The sequence below is a fragment of the Blautia sp. AM23-13AC genome (assembly GCF_003435675.1).
GTDB lineage: Bacteria > Bacillota > Clostridia > Lachnospirales > Lachnospiraceae > Fusicatenibacter > Fusicatenibacter saccharivorans.
In genome coordinates, this window is record NZ_QTUL01000001.1 from 248,834 (window position 1) to 269,086 (window position 20,253).

Annotated in this window: 17 protein-coding genes; all 17 read right to left on the reverse strand. The window is 50.6% G+C overall.

Going from position 1 to position 20,253, the window contains the following annotated elements; genetic code table 11:
* Positions 1-32: 32 nt before the first annotated feature.
* A complete protein-coding gene (scpB, locus tag DW642_RS01140) occupies positions 33-656 on the reverse strand; it encodes an SMC-Scp complex subunit ScpB (RefSeq protein WP_055226398.1) in 624 nt (207 codons plus the stop codon).
* Entirely contained in the window at positions 634-1,455 is an 822-nt protein-coding gene (locus DW642_RS01145) for a segregation and condensation protein A (RefSeq protein WP_117509009.1), read from the reverse strand. Before DW642_RS01145 ends, scpB begins: the two co-directional genes overlap by 23 nt.
* A gap of 15 nt (positions 1,456-1,470) precedes the next feature.
* Complete coding sequence (locus tag DW642_RS01150; RefSeq protein WP_158554950.1) at positions 1,471-2,271, reverse strand: metallophosphoesterase; 801 nt, start codon at positions 2,269-2,271, stop codon at positions 1,471-1,473.
* Between the two features lie 53 nt (positions 2,272-2,324).
* Positions 2,325-3,059, reverse strand: coding sequence for a ribonuclease H1 domain-containing protein (locus tag DW642_RS01155; protein ID WP_117509011.1), 735 nt, complete (start codon positions 3,057-3,059; stop codon positions 2,325-2,327).
* A gap of 33 nt (positions 3,060-3,092) precedes the next feature.
* The gene (locus DW642_RS01160) at positions 3,093-4,361 is read right to left on the reverse strand and encodes a D-alanyl-D-alanine carboxypeptidase family protein (RefSeq protein WP_242991098.1); all 1,269 of its coding nucleotides are present in this window, start codon (positions 4,359-4,361) and stop codon (positions 3,093-3,095) included.
* A gap of 74 nt (positions 4,362-4,435) precedes the next feature.
* Positions 4,436-6,016 (reverse strand): cardiolipin synthase, encoded by a 1,581-nt coding sequence (gene cls / locus DW642_RS01165; RefSeq protein ID WP_117509012.1) that lies wholly within the window; start codon positions 6,014-6,016, stop codon positions 4,436-4,438.
* 94 nt (positions 6,017-6,110) lie between these two features.
* A complete protein-coding gene (gene rpsU, locus DW642_RS01170; protein ID WP_004222305.1) occupies positions 6,111-6,287 on the reverse strand; it encodes a 30S ribosomal protein S21 in 177 nt (58 codons plus the stop codon).
* A 205-nt stretch (positions 6,288-6,492) separates the two neighbouring features.
* Positions 6,493-9,132: an alanine--tRNA ligase gene (gene alaS, locus DW642_RS01175; RefSeq protein WP_117509013.1), complete on the reverse strand. Its 2,640-nt coding sequence runs from the start codon at positions 9,130-9,132 to the stop codon at positions 6,493-6,495.
* A 78-nt stretch (positions 9,133-9,210) separates the two neighbouring features.
* The gene (tyrS, locus tag DW642_RS01180; RefSeq protein WP_022462314.1) at positions 9,211-10,434 is read right to left on the reverse strand and encodes a tyrosine--tRNA ligase; all 1,224 of its coding nucleotides are present in this window, start codon (positions 10,432-10,434) and stop codon (positions 9,211-9,213) included.
* A 453-nt stretch (positions 10,435-10,887) separates the two neighbouring features.
* Positions 10,888-11,532: a precorrin-8X methylmutase gene (locus DW642_RS01185; RefSeq protein ID WP_055218068.1), complete on the reverse strand. Its 645-nt coding sequence runs from the start codon at positions 11,530-11,532 to the stop codon at positions 10,888-10,890.
* A 2-nt stretch (positions 11,533-11,534) separates the two neighbouring features.
* Positions 11,535-13,046: a cobyric acid synthase gene (locus DW642_RS01190; protein ID WP_117509014.1), complete on the reverse strand. Its 1,512-nt coding sequence runs from the start codon at positions 13,044-13,046 to the stop codon at positions 11,535-11,537.
* An 11-nt stretch (positions 13,047-13,057) separates the two neighbouring features.
* Positions 13,058-14,104 (reverse strand): threonine-phosphate decarboxylase CobD, encoded by a 1,047-nt coding sequence (cobD, locus tag DW642_RS01195; RefSeq protein WP_117509015.1) that lies wholly within the window; start codon positions 14,102-14,104, stop codon positions 13,058-13,060.
* A 48-nt stretch (positions 14,105-14,152) separates the two neighbouring features.
* Complete coding sequence (cbiB, locus tag DW642_RS01200) at positions 14,153-15,118, reverse strand: adenosylcobinamide-phosphate synthase CbiB (protein WP_117509016.1); 966 nt, start codon at positions 15,116-15,118, stop codon at positions 14,153-14,155.
* Entirely contained in the window at positions 15,115-16,524 is a 1,410-nt protein-coding gene (locus DW642_RS01205) for a cobyrinate a,c-diamide synthase (RefSeq protein WP_117509017.1), read from the reverse strand. Before DW642_RS01205 ends, cbiB begins: the two co-directional genes overlap by 4 nt.
* Positions 16,521-18,500, reverse strand: coding sequence for a precorrin-6A reductase (gene cobK / locus DW642_RS01210; protein WP_117509018.1), 1,980 nt, complete (start codon positions 18,498-18,500; stop codon positions 16,521-16,523). Before cobK ends, DW642_RS01205 begins: the two co-directional genes overlap by 4 nt.
* Complete coding sequence (gene cobJ / locus DW642_RS01215) at positions 18,493-19,224, reverse strand: precorrin-3B C(17)-methyltransferase (RefSeq protein WP_022462307.1); 732 nt, start codon at positions 19,222-19,224, stop codon at positions 18,493-18,495. Before cobJ ends, cobK begins: the two co-directional genes overlap by 8 nt.
* Positions 19,221-20,252, reverse strand: coding sequence for a cobalt-precorrin 5A hydrolase (locus DW642_RS01220; RefSeq protein ID WP_117509019.1), 1,032 nt, complete (start codon positions 20,250-20,252; stop codon positions 19,221-19,223). The genes cobJ and DW642_RS01220 overlap by 4 nt, the downstream gene beginning before the upstream one ends.
* Between the last annotated feature and the right edge of the window lies 1 nt (position 20,253).

The following is a 20,253-nucleotide window of genomic DNA, read 5'->3' on the forward strand; positions in this document are numbered from 1 at the left end:
TCGGTATCTCCCTTCTTTTTTCTCCTGCCGGATCAGACATCCAGCTTGATCTGCATTTCCTCTTCCACTTCTGCGCGGAAGTCCTCCATCTTGACCGGACTGATCTCCGGCAGATTGTCGGTGGAATCGACGCCGAAGTTCCGCAGGAATTCTTCGGTCGTGCCGAACACAATCGGGCGGCCCGGCGCGTCGAGGCGGCCAAGCTCCTGCACCAGATTGTACTCCACCAGTTTGTTGACCGCGTGATCGCTCTTGACGCCGCGGATCTTGTCGATCTCCTGCTTCGTGACCGGCTGCTTGTAGGCAATGATCGAGAGAGTCTCCATCATGACGTCGGTCAGAACCGCCTTCTTCGGCTGCATGGCGATGTTGACAAGATAATCATAATATTCCTGTTTCGTGCACATCTGATACGCATTTTCAAGCTCCACGATGTGGATGCCGCGGTCTTTCGTATTATATTTTTCCATCATATGGTTCAGAATCCTGCGGGTCGTCTCCGTGTCATGGCCGATCGCTTTTGCAATCCTTCCCAGCTCCACGGAATCTCCCATCGCAAAAAGGACTGCCTCGATGGCTGCTTCCGCCTCCTCGACCGAAGAGGGGCGTCTTGCCTCACCCAGGGCAGTTTCTTTATTCCTGTTCTGTTCTTCCATCTGTCTTGTCCTCACTGTCTGTCTCGTCTGTATACGGCACAACTACGGTGTCTTCATCCTCCAGGGATTCAATCAGGATATCCCCGAAAAGCTCCTCCTGGCTGATCCGGATTTTGCCGGTTTTCATCAGCTCCAGGATTGCAAGGAAGGTGACAATCACATGCACCTTGCCCGGCTGGGATTCCAAAAGGTCGCGGAAGCTGAAGCGGCGTTTTTTAACAGCAAACTGCTCGACATACGTCATCTTGTCCGGCAGGCTGACCTCTTCTTTTTCGATCTTTCCGAACTTGCTTCGGATCGGGTCGATCTTGTCCTCCTGGCGCTTTAAAATCATTTTATAGATCGTATGGAGCTTCGCGAGAGAAATCTGCGAGAGGAGCTCGGAGGTGTCGACCGGCGTCCTGTACTCCAGCACTTCTCTTGGAAGCGTCGGTTCCTTGTACACGGAACGGCTCGCCTCGTTCATGCGGTCACGCAGCTCGTACGACATGTACTTGTACATTTTGTACTCTAAAAGCTGCTGCACCAGCTCGGCTCTCGGGTCCTCTTCCTCGCCTTCCTCATTCACTTCTTTCGGAAGCAGCATGCGGCATTTGATATCCAGAAGCGTCGCCGCCATGACCATGAACTCACTCATGATGTTGAGGTCTTCCCGCTCCATCTGATGAATGTATTCCAGATACTGGTCCGTAATCTCTACAATGGGGATATCGTAAATATCTATTTTATTTTTATCGATCAGGTGAAGAAGAAGGTCCAGCGGTCCTTCAAACACCGGAAGCTTTACTGGTATCGCCATGTGCTCTGTTCTCCCTTACGGTTTCCCGATATCTGTAATAATCAATTCTCTTCTGTTCCAGATGCGGACCGGAATGGTGTGTTCGCCCGTTCCTGCACTGATGATCTGGCAGGTGCCGCCCGTCAGGAACAGCCCGCGGCAGTTTTTCGAAAAAAGGCGGAAATCCGGCGTCACAAGCCCCCGGTGCGCGCCAAGGCCCACCACGCCGCCGTGATAATGGCCGGAAAGCGTCAGATCGGCTCCATATGATGCATAGGAGCTGCGGTAGGCAGGGTGATGCGCCAGCAGAATGCCGTAGCGCGCCGGATCCGGTTTTCCAAGGTGGTCCGTCAGTTCCGAAACCGGCAGCGGTCCGCGGTAAAAGCGGTTGTAATAGGTGCGGTCCATGGCATAGCCGTAGATCCGGACCGGACAGCCGCTGATGGTAAGATCCGCCGTCTCATTTTCCAGATAGCAGATTCCTGCCTTTTTCAGGCGCTCCCGGAGCTTTTCATACAGATCGCCGTACTGTTCCGGATACAGCTTCAGACGGTATTCGTGGTTTCCGCAGCCATAGATTACCTGGTATTCCTCCGCAAGACGTTCCGCGAAACTCAGACCCGGGTCGAGGTTCTCCCCCGGCTTTGCCACAATCTGGTCCCCGCCGATGATGACAAGATCCGGAGCCGCCTCATCGATGACTGCCTTTAACACCGTGTTATCCGGGCCAAACTCCATATTGTGAAGATCACTGATAAACGCCAGACGAAAACCGTTTCCTTCCAGAAATTTTCCATTTGACGAAAGTTTGTAATAGGTCGTTGTAAATTTTCTCATACCGTTCATTATACTTGATTTTTCGGTGTATGACAACCCGTTTTCCCTGCTGTTTATAAGCCCAATGCCTGTTTTGCCAGCTGATCGGCTTTTTCGTTGTAGGTGACGCCGGTGTGGCCCTTTACTTTGCAGAAGCGGATCGCAACTTTGGCCGATGCCAGATCGTAAAAATTCCGGTAATCGATGGTTCCCTGTTTTTTCGCCTGCCATTCTCTCGTACACCAGCTTGCGATTCCCTGGTAATCGTGATAGATGGCCAGCTCCGGAATATCATGTGTCAGGCAGTAAGCCATGGCCAGCTCTGCGCCCTTGATCTCGCCTGCCACATTCCGCATGGAGACGAGATCCGGGTCGCTGTATTCTTCTGCAAGATTCAACTCTTTTCCGTCCAGGAAGAGGACCACACCGCAGGAGAACTTTCCGAGCGCATGCTGATAGCTTCCATCCACGTATGCGACGGCGCTCCTGCCGACACCGGCGTATTCCGGGTCTTCGCATGGTTTTTCTGCCAGAATCAGGTGTTCCCAGTCCCAAGAAGAAGGATCGGGTGCTGCCGTGCTCTGTACTGCCTTTCGTTCCGGGGCAGCGGAATACGTTCCTTTTGTTTCCCGCAGCAATGATTCCGGCATTTTACCGCCGCCCAGAAAGGCCTCTGCCTCCTCCAGACGCTCAAATCCCTTGTAAATTGCGCCAGGATAACCGTGTACCTGCGCTTTGCACGCATCCCATGTCCGGTAGATGCCCGGAACCTTTCCCTGTTTTACCGCATAGTAATTTTTCTTTGCCATGTTTTTCTCCTTTTCGCGCATGATACTCCGGCTTTATGCCGTCCCAAGAAAATATTGTTTCATCGTACATCCGAACAGGTCCCACATGCCGGCTCTTGCCACGTCTGCTCCATATAAAATCGCAACGGAACCAAGTTCCTCACCGTCTGCTTTGTAAACAACTCTTCCGGCACACTCGCCTTTCTGGATAGGGGCCTGCACCTCTTCCGGCAGTTCTATCGTTTTTTCCACTTCACCGATCACCGTCCCGCCCGTCGCAAGATAGCGGAATTCTTCCGCATATTCCAGTTCTGCCGTATCCTGCTTTCCATAAACAACCGAAAGTTCCGGCAGGGGATCGCGTTCCCGGTCTATGTAGATGCTGCAGGACGAAAACCCATACTGGAACAGTGACGCCGCATCTGCAAACCGCACCTTGTAGTCCGGTGCTCCCATCACGACTGCCAGCATTGTCAGATCATTTTTCTTCGCCACTGCCGAGACGCAGTACTTCGCCTTCGAGGTGCTTCCTGTTTTCAGTCCCACACAGCCCTCATAGCCGCGGATCAGCTTATTTGTATTGGTGAGGGTGAATGGTTTGCTTCCCTTCTGTGTGACATGCGTAATCTCTTCCATCCAGATAGAGGAATAGTTCAGGATCTGCGGAAAGCGCTCGATCAGCTCCCGAGACATTTTCGCCACATCTGCCGCTGTCGTGTAATGGCCGTCGGAATCCGTGAGGCCGCAGCAGTCCTCAAACTTCGTGTCGTTCATGCCGAGTTCTTTTGCTTTCTGGTTCATCCGGCTGACAAACTCGCTTTCTGTCCCCGCAATATGCTCTGCCATCGCTACAGATGCATCGTTTCCCGAAGCAACGACAATACACTTGATCATCGTCTCAACGGTCTGCTTTTCGCCCTCTTCCAGAAAAACCTGGGACCCGCCCATACTTCTGGCGTGCGCACTCGTCGTCACTTCGTCGGTCAGCTGGAGCGTCCCTTTTTCGAGCTCTTCAAAAATCAGCAGCAGCGTCATGATTTTTGTGATGCTCGCCGGGCTTCGCTGTTCCGACGCATTTTTCTCGTACAGAACAGTTCCGGTCTGTGCCTCCATCAAAAGAACAGACGGCGAAGTCAGCCCAAGGTCCGGTGTCATCTCCGGTGCTGTCTCCTCCGTCTCTTCTGTTTTCTGTTCCGTTGTTTCGTTCTGCTGCTTGTCGGAAGATTCTCCATTCTGCTCTGCCGCAGTCACTTTCAAGGGCGCTGCAAGAAGCGCCAGGATCATCAGCAGGCTCCAGACGATATTTCGTGTTCTTCTCTTCATATTCCCCCGAAACATCTGCTCTTTCTTCCCTACAGGCTATGCAGACGACCGCAGAACTATGCTGTCTGTTCCGTTTACAGCAGCGGTGCCAGAAACTTCAGCGCACCGCGGAGTGCACGGACTGCAAAATTTTTCTTTCGGCAGTAGTCCATATTGATCTGCTCACACTGTTCAAACGTGGTCAGCGCATCCTCTTTTACCTGGGCAACCGCACTGCTGCCGTACATCCAGACACCGCACTCAAAATGCAGGTACATGCTCCGGTAATCCATGTTGATCGTTCCGACCGTCGCAACTTCATCATCACAGACAAAGCTCTTGGAATGGATAAAGCCCGGCGTATACTGGTACATCTGAACGCCGGATTCCAGCAGGATCTCGTAATTGGCCTGCGTCAGAATATAGACAATCTTCTTATCCGGGATGCCCGGCGTTACAATCCGCACATCGACTCCGCGCTTTGCCGCCATGCAGAGAGCGGTCAGCGTCTCGTTGTCCGGAATCAGATACGGAGTAAAAATATAAAGATATTTTTTCGCCTGTGAAATAATGTTCAGATAAACATGCTCGCCTACTGTCTCTCCATCCAGCGGGGAATCGCCGTACGGCTGCACAAAACCGTCTTTTTTAAACGCTTCCTCGTGATAGATCTCCGGCCGGTATGATTCGAAATTGCATTCCATACCGGTGATTGTGCTCCACATCTGCAGAAACATCACCGTAAAACTCCATACCGCCTCACCATGCAGACAGATTCCGGAATCCTTCCAGTGGCCGAACCGCTCCTTGCGGTTAATGTATTCGTCCGCAAGATTAATGCCGCCCGTGAAAGCCGTATGACCGTCGATCACGGCAATTTTCCGGTGGTCACGGTTATTTAAAATGACATTCAGCACCGGTCGGAACTGATTGAACGCCGCACACTTGATGCCCATCTGCTGCAGCGATTTATAATACTGATACGGCAGCGTCGTCACGCAGCCGAAATCATCGTAAATCAGCCGCACATCCACACCGGCGGCCGCTTTTTCCTTCAGAATCTCCAGCACCGTATCCCACAGATACCCCTCGCTGATGATGAAATATTCCATAAAAATGTAGTGTTCTGCCTTTTTGAGTTCCTCAATAAAGTGCTCAAACCATACATCTCCCAGCGGGTAATACTCTGTTTCTGTGTTTTCATAAACAGGATAATGCGCATAATTGGTCAGATAGGAAGACTGCCCCGCTGCCAGGATATTTTCTTCCTCGAGCTTTTTACGCGTCTCTTCTTCCTCTCCAAGAACGCCTCCCTGCGAAAGCAGAACTGTATCGTAATGTGTACGGAATTTTCTTGCCACACTGGAATGGCCGAGAATGCCGTACAGGCAGATTCCGGTTACCGGAAGCGCCAGGATACAGACTGCCCACATCAGTTTGTAGCCGGGATTCATTTTCGGATTATTGATAATCGAAAGCACTGCAATCAGGGAAAGGATCGTGACCGCATAGTTGATGTAGACAGATTTTTCATTGAGCTGCATCACAATTCCGGCCAGCCAGCAAAATTCCAGAAGAAGTGCAACACCGATAATGACCATACGGCTGGTAAGCAGCTTCAGAATCTTTTTCACGATACGAAACAGCTTGTTTGCTATTTTGTACAAAATTCTCATTTGTCACCGCCTTGCTGTTTTGTCAAAACCTGCGACTTTAAGTTACAAGTATAAAAATCCCCGGCAAAACAGATCGCCGGGGATTTTTTGCACATTAATTATACTTACGTTTTCTGGCAGCTTCAGATTTCTTTTTACGACGAACACTTGGTTTCTCGTAATGCTCTCTTTTACGAATCTCCTGCTGAATGCCAGCTTTTGCACAGCTACGCTTAAATCTGCGTAAAGCGCTGTCCAACGTTTCGTTTTCTTTAACGATTACATTTGACATAGTCTCACACCTAACCTCCCTCCAGTTGTAGATTGTGCATAATACAACTGTATGGGTATTTTTTGCACTGTTCTTATTATACCAGAAAAATCTCGTACGTCAACAAGTTTTTTCATTTTTTTGCAAAATTTTTCCCTGCCGCCTGCCTGGCTCCTTTTTCTGCCCTGCAGGCGGCAGGATTTTGTGCTGTTTTTCCTGCTTATTGTTATGCGATCTGGCCTTCCAGTACCTCGGCAGCTTTTGCAACTGCTTCGTCAATCTTCTCCGGATTCTTTCCGCCGGCCTGTGCCATGTTCGGACGTCCACCGCCGCCGCCGCCGACAACGGCTGCCACTTCTTTGATCAGTTTTCCGGCATGTGCACCTTTCTTCATCGCATCATCGGTTACCATGGCAAGAAGGCTTACTTTGCCGTCCTTTGCAGATGCCAGAACAACAACGCCGCTTCCCAGTTTTTCTTTCAGCTGGTCGCCAAGGTCACGCAGTCCGTTCATATCGACATCCGGTACGGATGCAGCGAGAAGTTTTACACCTTTGACTTCGGTTACTTTATCCATAACATCGCCGAGCGCTTCTTTTGCCAGTTTGCTCTTTAAGGACTCATTCTCTGCCTGGAGTGCCTTTGCCTCTGCCTGCAGATGAGCGATCTTCTCGAGGAGATCCGCCGGTGTTGTCTTTAAGAGAGCTGCTGCCTCATGCATTTTCTCTTCCTGTGCTTTATAGTATGCAGTAACAGACGGTCCGGTCAGAGCTTCGATTCTGCGGACACCTGCTGCGACGCCTGCCTCAGAAACAAGTTTGAACAGTCCGATTTCAGCGGTATTCTTTACATGGGTACCACCGCAGAGCTCTTTGGAGAAGTCTCCCATGGAAACGACACGTACTTTGTCGCCGTATTTCTCACCGAACAGAGCCATCGCGCCGGATTTCTTTGCTTCCTCAGTATCCATGATGTCGGTTACAACCGGGATCTGCTCCTGAATTTTTTCATTTACCAGATTCTCAACTTTTTCCAGTTCTTCCGGTGTCATAGCCTGGAAGTGGGCAAAGTCGAAACGGAGTCTGGTCGGGGTTACGAGAGAACCTTTCTGCTCTACGTGTGCACCGAGAACAGTCTTTAATGCCTTCTGCAGAAGGTGTGTTGCGCTGTGGTTCTTCTCGATATTTTTTCTTGCCTCTTCGTTGACCTGAAGTGTAACTTCCTCGCCGTTTGAAATCATACCGGATTTCATGACACCGACGTGGCCGTATTTTCCGCCGCGGAGTTTGATGGTATCTTCTACTTCGAATACACCATTTGCTCCTTTGATGATACCGCAGTCGCCTTCCTGACCGCCCATGGTAGCGTAGAACGGAGTTTTCTCTACGAAAATGGTTCCCTTCTGGCCTTCCATCAGAGATTCTGCAATCTCAGTCTCTGTCGTCAGAACGGTTACTTTGGAGGTATCCTCCAGATGATCGTATCCGGTAAACTCAGTTGTTACGGACGGGTCGATCTCATCGTAAACGGTTGCATCAGCACCCATGTAGTTTGTTACTTCACGGCTCGATCTTGCACGCTCTCTCTGCTCTTCCATTGCTGCATGGAAACCGTCCTCGTCGATGCCGTAGCCCTTCTCCTCGAGGATCTCTTTGGTCAGATCCAGCGGGAATCCGTAGGTATCGTACAGTTTGAATGCATCCTGTCCGTCCAGAACTTTTTTGCCTTCGCTCTGCATTTTTTCTTCGAGCTCGGAGAGGATATGAAGTCCCTGGTCGATGGTTTTGTTGAACTGGGTCTCCTCGTTGTTCAGAACGTTGAAGATGAAATCTTTTTTCTCTTCAAGTTCCGGATATCCGTCTTTGGAGCCTTCGATTACGCTTGCGGAAAGGCGGGCAAGGAACAGTCCGTCAATGCCAAGCAGACGGCCATGACGTGCTGCACGGCGGATCAGACGGCGCAGTACGTAGCCTCTTCCTTCGTTGGTCGGCATGATTCCATCGGAAATCATGAATGTTGCGGAACGGATATGGTCTGTGATAAGGCGGATGGAAACATCGGTCTCATGATCTTTATCATACTCTTTTCCGGAGATTTCGCATACTTTGTTGCGGAGTGCCTGAATGGTGTCGACATCGAAGATGGAATCTACATCCTGTACGACAACGGCCAGACGCTCAAGTCCCATACCGGTATCAATGTTCTTCTGGATCAGGTCGGTGTAGTGGCCCTCGCCGTCGTTGTTGAACTGGCTGAATACGTTGTTCCATACTTCCATGTAACGGTCACACTCGCAGCCAACGGTACATCCCGGTTTGCCGCAGCCGTATTTTTCTCCGCGGTCATAATAAATCTCAGAACACGGACCGCACGGACCTGCGCCATGCTCCCAGAAGTTGTCCTCTTTTCCAAAACGGAAAATACGGTCTGCCGGGATGCCGATCTCTTTGTTCCAGATATCAAATGCTTCATCATCGTCCTGATAGATGGATGGGTACAGACGATTCGGATCGAGCCCTACTACCTGTGTTAAAAACTCCCAGGACCATGCGATTGCTTCGTGTTTGAAATAATCACCGAAGGAAAAGTTTCCGAGCATCTCAAAGAAGGTGCCGTGACGGGCTGTTTTTCCTACATTTTCAATATCGCCGGTACGGATACATTTCTGGCATGTTGTTACTCTTCTTCTCGGCGGAATCTCTGCGCCTGTGAAGTAAGGTTTCAGCGGAGCCATACCGGAGTTGATCAGTAAAAGACTTTTATCGTTGTGTGGAATCAACGAAAAACTCTTCATAGCAAGATGTCCTTTGCTCTCGAAGAACTCAAGAAACATCTTTCGTAATTCGTTTACGCCATATTTTTCCATGACTGTTTGTCCTCCAAATAATTCAGTGTGTCCCGGAATTTTTTCCGGGAATCCATTCTTTTATAATAGCACACTTAATTATTTAACGCAAATTTTTTTGAAATTCTTCTTTCCTTTTTTCAGAACGATACCGTCCTCGCCGAAGGCTGCTTTTTCTACGGCATATTTCGGATCTGTGATTTTCTCACCGTCTACGGATACACCGCCCTGCTCTACGGCACGGCGTCCTTCGTTTCTGGTCTTTGCAAGCTCTGCTTTGACAAGAAGGGTTACGATATCGATTTTATCGTCCGTGAAATCCTCTGCAGAAAGTTCACTGGTCGGCATATGCTCGGAGCTTCCGGTAGAGAATACGGCACGTGCGCCTTCCTGCGCTTTCTTTGCTTCTTCCTCGCCGTGTACCATGGAGGTCAGCTCATAGGCCAGGATCTCTTTTGCCTCGTTCAGCTTGCTTCCTTCCCAGGAATCCATCTCGTCGATCTGCTCCAGCGGCAGGAAGGTCAGCATACGGATACATTTTAAGACGTCGGCATCGTCCACGTTTCTCCAGTACTGGTAGAAATCGAACGGGCTGGTCTTGTTCGGGTCAAGCCATACAGCGTTTCCTGCGGTTTTACCCATCTTCTTGCCCTGAGAGTCGGTCAGAAGGGTGATGGTCATTGCATAGGCATCTTTTCCAAGTTTACGGCGGATCAGTTCGGTTCCTCCCAGCATGTTGGACCACTGGTCATCGCCGCCGAACTGCATATTGCAGCCGTATTTCTGGAACATGTGATAGAAGTCGTAGCTCTGCATAATCATATAGTTGAACTCCAGGAAGGAAAGACCTTTTTCCATACGCTGTTTGTAGCACTCTGCACGGAGCATGTTGTTGACGCTGAAGCATGCACCTACCTCACGGAGCAGTTCTACATAGTTCAGGTTCAGCAGCCAGTCTGCGTTGTTGAGCATCATAGCTTTTCCCTCGCCAAACTCGATGAAACGCTCCATCTGACGTTTGAAGCACTCTGCGTTGTGGTCGATCTCCTCGCGGGTCAGCATTTTTCTCATATCGGTTCTTCCGGACGGGTCACCGATCATGGTGGTGCCGCCGCCGATCAGGGCGATCGGTTTGTTTCCTGCCATCTGCATCCGTTTCATCAGGGTCAGTGCCATGAAGTGACCTGCAGTCAAACTGTCTGCGGTGCAGTCGAATCCGATATAGAACGTTGCTTTTCCATTGTTTACCAGGTCTCTGATTTCATCTTCGTCGGTTACCTGTGCCAGAAGGCCTCTGGCGATCAGTTCGTCATAAATCTGCATTTTGTTTTTCTCCTTTTTTCGGTTGACTTTCGGGTATGTGTTACCGTCTGGGACCAAAGTTTTTTATACAAAAAGACTCCCGTCCTTTCCGATTCAAAGGACGAGAGCCCGTATCTCCCGTGTTACCACCTTACTTCACAGCTGTCTCACGGCAGCTGCCTTTGTCGGTATCCAAAACCTCTGAATACCCTGACGCTGTAACGTTCGTCTCTTACGTCGCAGCCTACTAAAAACGTGCATCATAGTTCTTCTGCCGCCCGTTTTATTCGGTGCGCAACTCCGGGATGTATTCGAATCGTACAGAACCTGCATGCGCCTCTCATCTGCCGGCTGCTTTCTGTCCGCGTTTTTGTACGTCTACTTGTTCCCTTCCAAGCCTTTTTCCATGTTCCATAGTATAAACGGTGATTCGAAATCTGTCAAGACTTCTGCTTTCCGTTTTTTCATCTATTTTTAATATCCGCGGTCCTGATCCATCATATACAGGAGTGCGTTGCAGATGCACGCCGCGATATTGCTGCCGCCTTTTCGTCCGCGTGCCACGATATACGGGATATTGGTCTGCATAATCAGTTCTTTGGACTGTACCACATTGACAAAGCCGACCGGAACTCCGATGATCAGCGCCGGTTTTATTTTTCCTTCCCCGATCAGTTCATAGAGGCGGACCAGTGCCGTCGGCGCATTTCCAACCGCAATAATCAGCTTTTTATCCAGCTCCGCCGCTTTTTCCATGCAGGCTGCCGCGCGGGTGCTTCCGGTTTCTTTTGCTCTTGCCGCAACATCTTCGTCTGACATAAAGCAGAGCGCTTCACCGCCGTGGCGCGCAAGCACCTTTTTGTTGATGCCGGATCTTGCCATCTGCGTATCCGTCACAATGCAGGCTCCCTCCCGGATCGCCTCGATGCCTTTTGCCACCGCATGCTCCGAAAAGCAGAGATTATCCGCATAATCAAAATCCGCACTTGTGTGGATACACCGCTTTACAACCAGTTCCTGATCCTCTGGAAACGTTCTTCCGTTTAATTCTTCCGTGATAATTTCAAAGCTTCTCTTTTCAATCTCGTGCGGGCTTACCTGCTCCAGTTCTATCTTCATCTTTATGCCCCTTCTTCCAGAATTTGATAAATCTTCTTCATGTTGAGATGCTCGCGCAGCGCATCTGCGAGAATATCGTACTGTGTCTCTTTGAATGTCTGGTAATCGACACCGTGAATCTGCTCCATGGCAATTCCCTTATTCTTTGCAAGTGCTTCCACGATCCGCTCGGCAACTTCTTCTTTGTCGAAAATGCCGTGCACATACGTACCGTACACATTTCCTTTCTGTGCACCGTCCAGCTTATCCGAATCAGCACGGTTCTGATCATCGATGAACGTGAATGCTTCTGTTTCTTCTTTCCGCACCGTTTCTCCCATATGGATTTCATAGCCCTCAATCCGGGTTCCCTCGATCCCGGCAAGAACGCCTTCTGTTTTTCCAAAAGCGCCCTCCGCGCGGGTTCTCGTCTTCTCACCGGCAAATACGGTATCCATCGGCAGGAGTCCCATTCCTTTGATCGTTCCGCCGGCTTCGACATGCAGCGGATCGCTCAGCGTATCTCCGAGCATCTGGAAGCCGCCGCAGACACCGAAAATTACTTTTCCGGCCGCAGCCGCCTTCAGTACGGCCGCTTCCAGACCATTCTGACGCATCCAGAGCAGATCCTCCATCGTGTTTTTCGTTCCCGGAAGCAGAATCATATCCGGATTTTTTAGTTCGGAGACAGAGCTTACGTAGCGGAGTGATACGCCTTCGATCCGCTCGAACGGGTTGAAATCGGTGAAGTTTGAAATACGCGGGAGACGGATGACCGCAAGGTCAATGAGACCGATCTCCTCTTTTCTGGTGAATCGCTCGGTCAGACTGTCCTCGTCTTCCACTTCGATGTGGAGATACGGCGCCACGCCGACCACCGGGATGTGTGTTTTTTCTTCCAGCATCACAACGCCCGGGTCCAGGATGGTTTTGTCCCCGCGGAATTTGTTGATAATCAGACCCTTGATGCGGTCGCGCTCATCCGGCTCTAAAAGCTCTACGGTACCGTAAAGCTGAGCAAAAACGCCGCCGCGGTCAATATCTCCGACAAGGAGCACCGGTGCATCCACAAGCTTTGCCATTCCCATATTGACGATATCATCGGCTTTCAGGTTGATCTCCGCCGGACTTCCGGCTCCCTCGATCACAATGATATCATACTGTTCTTCCAGTGCATGGTACGCTTTCATGATGTCCGGGATCAGCTCTTTTTTGTGGGAAAAATATTCCCGCGCACTCATGTTTCCCAGTACCTCACCGTTTACAATCACCTGCGAACCGGTGTCATTCGTCGGCTTTAACAGAATCGGGTTCATCAAAACGGACGGTTCGATCCCGGCCGCTTCCGCCTGCATGACCTGTGCACGTCCCATCTCAAGGCCTTCTCTCGTAATAAACGAATTCAGCGCCATATTCTGTGATTTGAACGGCGCCACACGGTATCCGTCCTGATGGAAAATCCGGCATAAGCCCGCCGCAAGCAGACTTTTTCCCGCATTTGACATCGTTCCCTGTATCATAATTACTTTCGCCATCGTTTTTCCTCCTAAAACCACTGCAGAATCTGTGAAACGGCTTCTGTCAGAATCTGGTTTTCTTCATGTGTGCGTACGGCTGCACGGTAATATCCGTCGGCAAGGCCCGGGTAGTTGGAACAGTCGCGGATCAGAATGCCGCCTTTTTCCAGCCGTGCGGCAAGTCCCTTCGGTCCCTCAAAGAACAGATAATTTGCACAGGAATCCCATACGGTAAGACCTGCTTTTTCCAGTTCTGCTTTCATCCAGGCGCGTTCTTTTCCGATCAGTTCCCGTGCTTCTTTGACGTAAGCATCCTCGTTCAGGGCGGCAAGGCCTGCCATCTGCGCCGGAATCGAAACATTCCACGACTGCATGCTGCGGCTGATCCGATCCAGCAGATCCTCGTCGCTGCAGAGCAGATAGCCAAGACGCAGGCCCGGCATTGCGTAAATCTTTGTGAACGCACGCAGAATCAGCAGATTCGGATATTCGTCCAGTTTTCCCTGCATCGTCACTTTTTCCGGCTCCGGCAGAAATTCTATGAAACACTCATCCAGCACCAGATAGATGTTACGCTCCCGGCAGTTATCCAGGATCTTTAAAAGAAGCTCCTGCGGAATCGTAAGGCCGGTTGGATTATTTGGATTACATAAAAAAACAAGATCCAGATCGTCGGTCAGATCATCGCAGAAATCGTCCTGTAAAAGAAAGCCTTTTTCCTTTTGCAGCAGATACATACGGATAAAACACCCTGCCGCTGAAAGTGCTGCTTCATACTCTGCAAATCCCGGCGCTGCAATCAGCGCTTTTTTCGGGCGGAGAGCCTGTGTCAGGGCAAAAATAAGCTCCGCGGCGCCGTTTGCAAACAGGATATTTTCTTCTGGAAGCTGCTCCTTTTCCGACAGTGCCCGGGTCAGGTCCCGGCACAGTGCGTCAGGATACTGTTCCACCGATTCCGCGCTCTTTCTCACCGCCTCTTTCACACTTTCCGGAGCTCCAAGAGGATTGACATTCACAGAAAAATCGACTCTGCATTTTTTCGTGTAAATGTCTCCTCCATGTGGATTTTGTCTCATACCATATGCCTTCCTTTCTCTTTTCCGTTGTGTTGCTATCTTCTCTTTTTACAGAAATAAAAAGAGCGCGCGGATTCCCGCAAAGAACGCCAGTCCGAGGAACGAGGTCAGATACATCAGATGATTTGCTCTTTTGATATCTTCCGCCTCGACCGGGCGGATGTCATCGCCGATCGTTGGTTTCTTTACGACTTTGCCGAAATACACGGCATCTCCAGCAAGCTGTACTTCCAGCGCCCCTGCCATAACTGCTTCTGTCTGCGCAGAATTTGGGCTGGCGTGGCAGTAACGGTCGCGTTTGTAAATTTTTTCTGCATTTTTCCAGTTCATGCGCTCGCATGCAGACGCAAGAATCATCAGCCATGCGCTGATTCTCGCCGGTATGTAATTGACGACATCGTCCAGTTTTGCCGCACACCGTCCAAAATACAGATATTTGTCATTTTTGTATCCCACCATGGAATCCATGGTATTGATGGACTTATACAGAAAGCCCAATGCCGGTCCGCCGAGGGCAAGAAAGAGGAGCGGTGCAATGACACCGTCCGACGTATTCTCCGCGATCGTTTCCACGGCAGCTTTCGTCACTCCTGTTTCCGAAAGATTTTCCGTATCACGTCCTACGATCATGGAAACCGCATAGCGCGCCCCCGGAAGATCGTTTTCTTTTAATTTCTGATAGACCTTCATGCTCTCATCCTTCAGGCATTTCGTTGCCGGAATCTGCCAGCACCAGAGAACCTCCAGAAGGAAGCCGATGACCGGATGAATTTTAAATGCCGCAAAGAGCAGCAGTGCCGGAACACCGTATCCCGCCAGACAGACGAGGATCACGAGAAAAACTCCTCCGGCAAGCTCTCCATTTGGCGTTTTCGGAAATACCTTCCGCAGCCATTTTTCCAGCAGGGCAATGAGATTTCCGATCACACGGATCGGATGGTACAAAAAGGAGGGATCTCCAAGCAGCAGGTCCAATCCATAGCCCACAATCAGGGCTGCTAATGCTGTTTTCATCTTGTTTTCTCCTGTTCTTTCCGGTAAGAGACACACTGCTCCAGAAATTCCAGTGCGAGGTGCGGACTTGCCATATAGTAAAGATGCGGGAATCCCGCCATCATCCGTTTTGTCGCATGAATGCATTCCCAGTTCCGCTTCCGCAGCGGTTTTGCCGCATGCCATGCACTTCCGCAGTCTGTGCTGTCAAAGTAATGGAACTCATGGCCGCGCACCGGATTTCCGCCGTTCCGAAAGGTATCTTTCGTGTTTGGCGTGAGGGTGATATAGCCGAATCTTCCCAGCTTTTTTGTCCGGTAAACATTTCCCGGAACAGCCTGTACCATAGGATACACATTTCCATCCATATCCTCCATGGATTCTGACAGGTACATATAACCGCCGCATTCTGCAAGAACCGGCATTCCCTGACGGATGTTATCGCGGATCTTCGTTCTCATGGTCTGGTTTTCCGAAAGCTCTTCTGCGTGCAGCTCCGGGTAGCCGCCGCAGAACAGAAATCCGTCTGTATTCTTTGGCGGCTCCGCATCGGAAAGCGGCGAAAAATATTCGATTTTGGCTCCAAGTGACGCGAGAAGCTCCAGATTATCCCGATAAAAGAAACAAAATGCTTCATCCTTTGCAACGGCAAGAATCGGCTTCGCAGCACGCACCTTGGCGGCTGCTTCGCTTTCTGTCACCTTACGCAGGACTTCCGGCATTTTTCCCGAGAGCTCTTCTGCCCCTTCTGCAATCGCAAGAATTTTTTCAAAATCCAGTGTCTTCTGCAGTGTTTCTGCAAGCAGATTGACCTGCTCCTGCAGATTTTCCACCTCATCCGGCATCACAAGGCCGAGGTGGCGGCTTTCTAAGTGGCATTCCTTCAGTTCCGGCACAAAGCCGACACAGGAAATGCCAAGTTCTTTTTCCGCCATCGGCGCGATCTCCCGGTACAGCATCTCTGACATCCGGTTAAAGATTACACCGGCGATCCGGCTGTCCTCTTTGTACTGCAGGTATCCCTTGATAAAGGCAAGCGCTGAAACGCTCATGCCTTTGGCATCGACAACCAGAAGAACCGGCGTTTTTGTCATACCGGCGAGATCGTAGGCGCTGCCTTTGGTAGAAATTCCGCCAAGACCGTCGTAATACCCCATAACGCCTTCCAATACGGAAATGTCATGACCCGCTGCATGTTTGCAGAACAGATACTGTGTTGTTTCTTCCTCTGTGAAAAACGGATCCAGATTACACGACGGGGCGCCGATTACCTGTTCGTGAAACATCGGATCGATATAATCCGGGCCGCATTTAAACGCTGCGGGCTGCTTTCCCATCTGCTGCAGTGCACGGAGCAGTCCGCAGGTGATCATCGTTTTCCCGCTTCCGCTCCTTCCTGCTGCCAGCATGATTCTTGGTGCTTTCATTCTTTGGCACCTCCCTGGGCTGTAAAGATATAAACCGGATTCTGGGCAATCATCAGATGGCTTCTTCCGGCCTTTTTCGCATTGGAAGCCTGCAGGCAGACGATTTCCGGCTCTTCAAACGCAAGTTTTTTGAAACACGATGCTGCCTCCGCTAATGTTTCCACGGTTACTGTATTTAATACCACGCGGATGTTCGGATTCTTCCGCAGGAGCAGTTCCAGAATCTCTTTTAAGTTTCCGGCAGACCCGCCGATAAATGCATGCGTCGGAACCGGGAGTGCTTCGAGTGCTTCCGGTGCAGTTCCCTCAATAATTTCCAGATGATCCACTGCAAATTTCTTTTTATTTTCCTGCAGAAGTGCAACGGCTGCCGGATTTTTTTCTATCGCATATACCTTTCCCTGTGCTGCACGAAGCGCCATCTCAATCGAAACAGAACCTGTGCCCGATCCAATATCATAGACAACAGAATTCGAAGAAAGCTGCAGATGAGAAAGAGATGCATTGCGCACTTCCCGCTTGGTCATCGGTACTTTGTCACGCAGAAATACTTCATCTGCCATGCCGGCTGTAAACTCTGGTTCCGGATTCGGGTTTTCAAACAGAAGAACCGCAAGCGGAGCAAACTCCATTTTAGCAAGTTCGAATGGGGTTCCTGTCACAATCTGTTCTTCCGGATACGACAGATCCGTTCCCACATGCAGCACAATCTGCTCCCAGCCGTACGAACTTAACGTCTGGCAGATTTCCCTGACACTGCCCTTTCCGCCGGCGATCGCCAGAGTTTTCCGGTTTCGGCGGACCGTCTCCAGAAAGTTGCAGTGCTGCCCGTGCAGGCTCACAAATGCTGCATCCTCCCAGGACACTCCGATTTTGGCACAGAAATAAACCAGCGAAGAAATTCCCGGCTCTACACGGACAGAAAAATCCGCATCTTCCGCAAGGACGGCCTGAAGTTTCTTTGCTCCGCTGTAAAAGCCGACATCACCCGACTGCAGAAGAACAATCTTTTCATATTCCGGGTGCGCCTTCAGATACTCGTAAATCTTTTCCGGGCTGTATTCTGCAAGCATTGGCTTCTGATATTTTTCTACTGCTTTTGTCATGCGTCCCGCACCGATCAGCACATCCGCCTGCTCACACGCGTCTACGAGCGCCAGCGTCATCTGTGCTTCTGCACCAGGTCCGATTCCGGCGATCACGACGTCCCGTTTCACGGACAGATCAAATTTTTCAACGAGATACCGCTTGACCTCGTCCTCCGAGAGTCCTTCTTCCTCTTTCGGACGGCCGATCAGAACGACACGGACACCGGCCTTTTTGGCTGCCTCAATTTTTTCTTCAAAGCCGCCGTTTCTTCCGGATTCCTTCGTTACCATCCATTCGGCATGGAACGACTGCAGCATCGCAACGTTCATGTCCATAGAAAACGGTCCCTGCATGCCTATGGTATGTGCGGCATCAAATCCAAGTTCCGCGCAGGATGCAATTACGCCTGGCAACGGCAGCACCCGGGCATACACACGGTTTTTATAATCCGGAAGCTCTGCAAATTTTGCGAGTTCCTTGCTTCCTGTTGTCACCAGAATCTTTCCCTCTGTACCCGCCAGATACGATACCGCTTCTTCTGTCGTATCGACCATGACGCAGGATGGATCTGCCGCAAGCGACGGCCGCAGCAGCCGAAGATACGTTTTTCCTGCTTTTTCACATGCAGACCGGATATTTTCCGACACAAGATCGGCATACGGATGGGTTGCATCGATAATCATTTCCGGCTGTTCTTCGCCAAAAAGCTGTTCCATCTCTTCTTCTGTCAGTCTTCCGCTTCGAACCGTCAGGGCACCGCCCTCCTCGATCCGGCACTTGCCGTATTCTGTCGCCGTACAGGCAAGGGATGCAATCTCATATTTCTTCAGAAAACTGCAGATTTCCCGGCCTTCCGTCGTTCCGGCAAAGACGATTACTTTATTCATAGCGATATCCCCTCGGCGTTACCATGTGATCCCGGATTTCCTTTGTCTGACTGTTTCCGATAAATACCGTCGTAAACATATCCACTTTTGTATTGCGAAGTTCTGCAAGCGTCATGGTCCGGCTCGTCTCCCCGTCTCTTCCGATCTGGCTTACGATTCCGCAGACGGTTTCCGGCGCTTTGTAACGAAGCATCAGATCACACGCTTTTTCCAGATAATCCGCTCTCTTATGGCTTCCCGGGTTATAAAGACAGATGACAAAATCCGCTTCCGATGCCAGCAGAAGACGTTTTTCAATTTTCTCCCACGGTGTCAGAAGATCGCTCAGGCTGATCAGGGCGAAGTCGTGGATCAACGGTGCACCAAGAACGGCAGCGCCTCCCGTTGCGGCGGTCACGCCTGGAATTACCTTAATTTCAATATCAGGCCATTCTTCCGAAAGCTCATACATCAGACCTGCCATACCGTAAACGCCGGCATCTCCGCTGCAGATCATAGCAACCTGTTTTCCCTCTGCCGCAGTTTCAAATGCCAGACGGCAGCGCTCCACCTCTTTCCGCATCGGCGTCGTCAGAAATTCTTTTCCTGCAAAATGTTCTTTTACCAGATCCACATAGACGGTATAGCCGATGATCACATCGCAGTTCCGCAGCGCATCCGCCGCCTCGATCGTCATTTTTTCATATGCTCCGGGGCCGATGCCCACGACAAAAATTGTACTCAAAATACTGCCCTCCAGTCCGCCGCAGCCAGTGCAACTGTTACACCGTCCGCTGCCTTTTTTTTCTTTATCAGTCTGCCGCCGGCGAGAACTGCGCTGCGCTCACAGACATTGTCAATTCCTGTAATCTTCTTCACAAACGGAGACGGCGTAAATTCCCCCTCCGCCGTTTCCAGTTCTTCTGCAGAAAAGGTCCGGTACTGCCAGCCATACTTTTCCACCAGCTGCAGAATTCCCGGCTCCTGCGCTTTCAGATCAATACTTGCCGCCTGTCGAACTGCTTTTGGAGAAATCCCGGCCGCCGCAAGTGCCGCAAGAACCTTTTCTTCAATCCGGCTGGCCGGTGTATTCTTCTTACAGCCGATGCCGACGGTGATCACCTTCGGGATCAGGTGAAGTGTTCTCTCATATGGCGAATCCTCTTCCGATGTGGTAATGCAGATTCCCATCGACGGTTTTGCCGCCTCTTCCGGGATCAGTTCCTCCGGTTTTGTTCCCTTCACCGGAAAACGGCTGCAGAATCCAACCGTTTTTCCGTCCACCAGAAGCGCCGCTGCCTCTTTTGCCAGCTCCATCTCACAAATTTCACAATGATTTTTTACAGCAAAGACATCGACCGCAAACTTGTGATTGACATCCGTTGCCGTTGTAATGACCGGAACCGCACCCGTTATAGCTGCAACTTCTTCCGTCAGCTCGTTTGCTCCGCCGATATGGCCGGAAAGTAATGAAATCACAAACTTTCCCTGTTCATCCATACACAGAACCGCCGGATCTGTCTTTTTACTTTTCACGTACGGTGCAATACTGCGCACCGCAATCCCGCACGCCCCGATAAACAAAATCGCATCCATTTTCTGAAACATGCGCTCTGTCCATGCAGGAAGCGACGGTGCAATCGCAGGAATTCCCACTTCTTTCCCGTACTTTTCCAGTGCATATCCTTCACAGCTGTGTTTTTTCAGTGCCGCACAGAGTTTTTGATTCCAGACGCATCCGTTTCTTGTAAAACTTGCTATGGCTATTTTCATC

Coding starts and splice junctions, on each gene's coding strand:
- scpB (WP_055226398.1), bottom strand. CDS start 656: ATGGAAGAACAGAACAGGAATAAAGAAACTGCCCTGGGTGAGGCAAGA.
- DW642_RS01145 (WP_117509009.1), bottom strand. CDS start 1,455: ATGGCGATACCAGTAAAGCTTCCGGTGTTTGAAGGACCGCTGGACCTT.
- DW642_RS01150 (WP_158554950.1), bottom strand. CDS start 2,271: ATGAGAAAATTTACAACGACCTATTACAAACTTTCGTCAAATGGAAAA.
- DW642_RS01155 (WP_117509011.1), bottom strand. CDS start 3,059: ATGGCAAAGAAAAATTACTATGCGGTAAAACAGGGAAAGGTTCCGGGC.
- DW642_RS01160 (WP_242991098.1), bottom strand. CDS start 4,361: ATGAAGAGAAGAACACGAAATATCGTCTGGAGCCTGCTGATGATCCTG.
- cls (WP_117509012.1), bottom strand. CDS start 6,016: ATGAGAATTTTGTACAAAATAGCAAACAAGCTGTTTCGTATCGTGAAA.
- rpsU (WP_004222305.1), bottom strand. CDS start 6,287: ATGTCAAATGTAATCGTTAAAGAAAACGAAACGTTGGACAGCGCTTTA.
- alaS (WP_117509013.1), bottom strand. CDS start 9,132: ATGGAAAAATATGGCGTAAACGAATTACGAAAGATGTTTCTTGAGTTC.
- tyrS (WP_022462314.1), bottom strand. CDS start 10,434: ATGCAGATTTATGACGAACTGATCGCCAGAGGCCTTCTGGCACAGGTA.
- DW642_RS01185 (WP_055218068.1), bottom strand. CDS start 11,532: ATGAAGATAGAACTGGAGCAGGTAAGCCCGCACGAGATTGAAAAGAGA.
- DW642_RS01190 (WP_117509014.1), bottom strand. CDS start 13,046: ATGGCGAAAGTAATTATGATACAGGGAACGATGTCAAATGCGGGAAAA.
- cobD (WP_117509015.1), bottom strand. CDS start 14,104: ATGAGACAAAATCCACATGGAGGAGACATTTACACGAAAAAATGCAGA.
- cbiB (WP_117509016.1), bottom strand. CDS start 15,118: ATGAAAACAGCATTAGCAGCCCTGATTGTGGGCTATGGATTGGACCTG.
- DW642_RS01205 (WP_117509017.1), bottom strand. CDS start 16,524: ATGAAAGCACCAAGAATCATGCTGGCAGCAGGAAGGAGCGGAAGCGGG.
- cobK (WP_117509018.1), bottom strand. CDS start 18,500: ATGAATAAAGTAATCGTCTTTGCCGGAACGACGGAAGGCCGGGAAATC.
- DW642_RS01220 (WP_117509019.1), bottom strand. CDS start 20,252: ATGAAAATAGCCATAGCAAGTTTTACAAGAAACGGATGCGTCTGGAAT.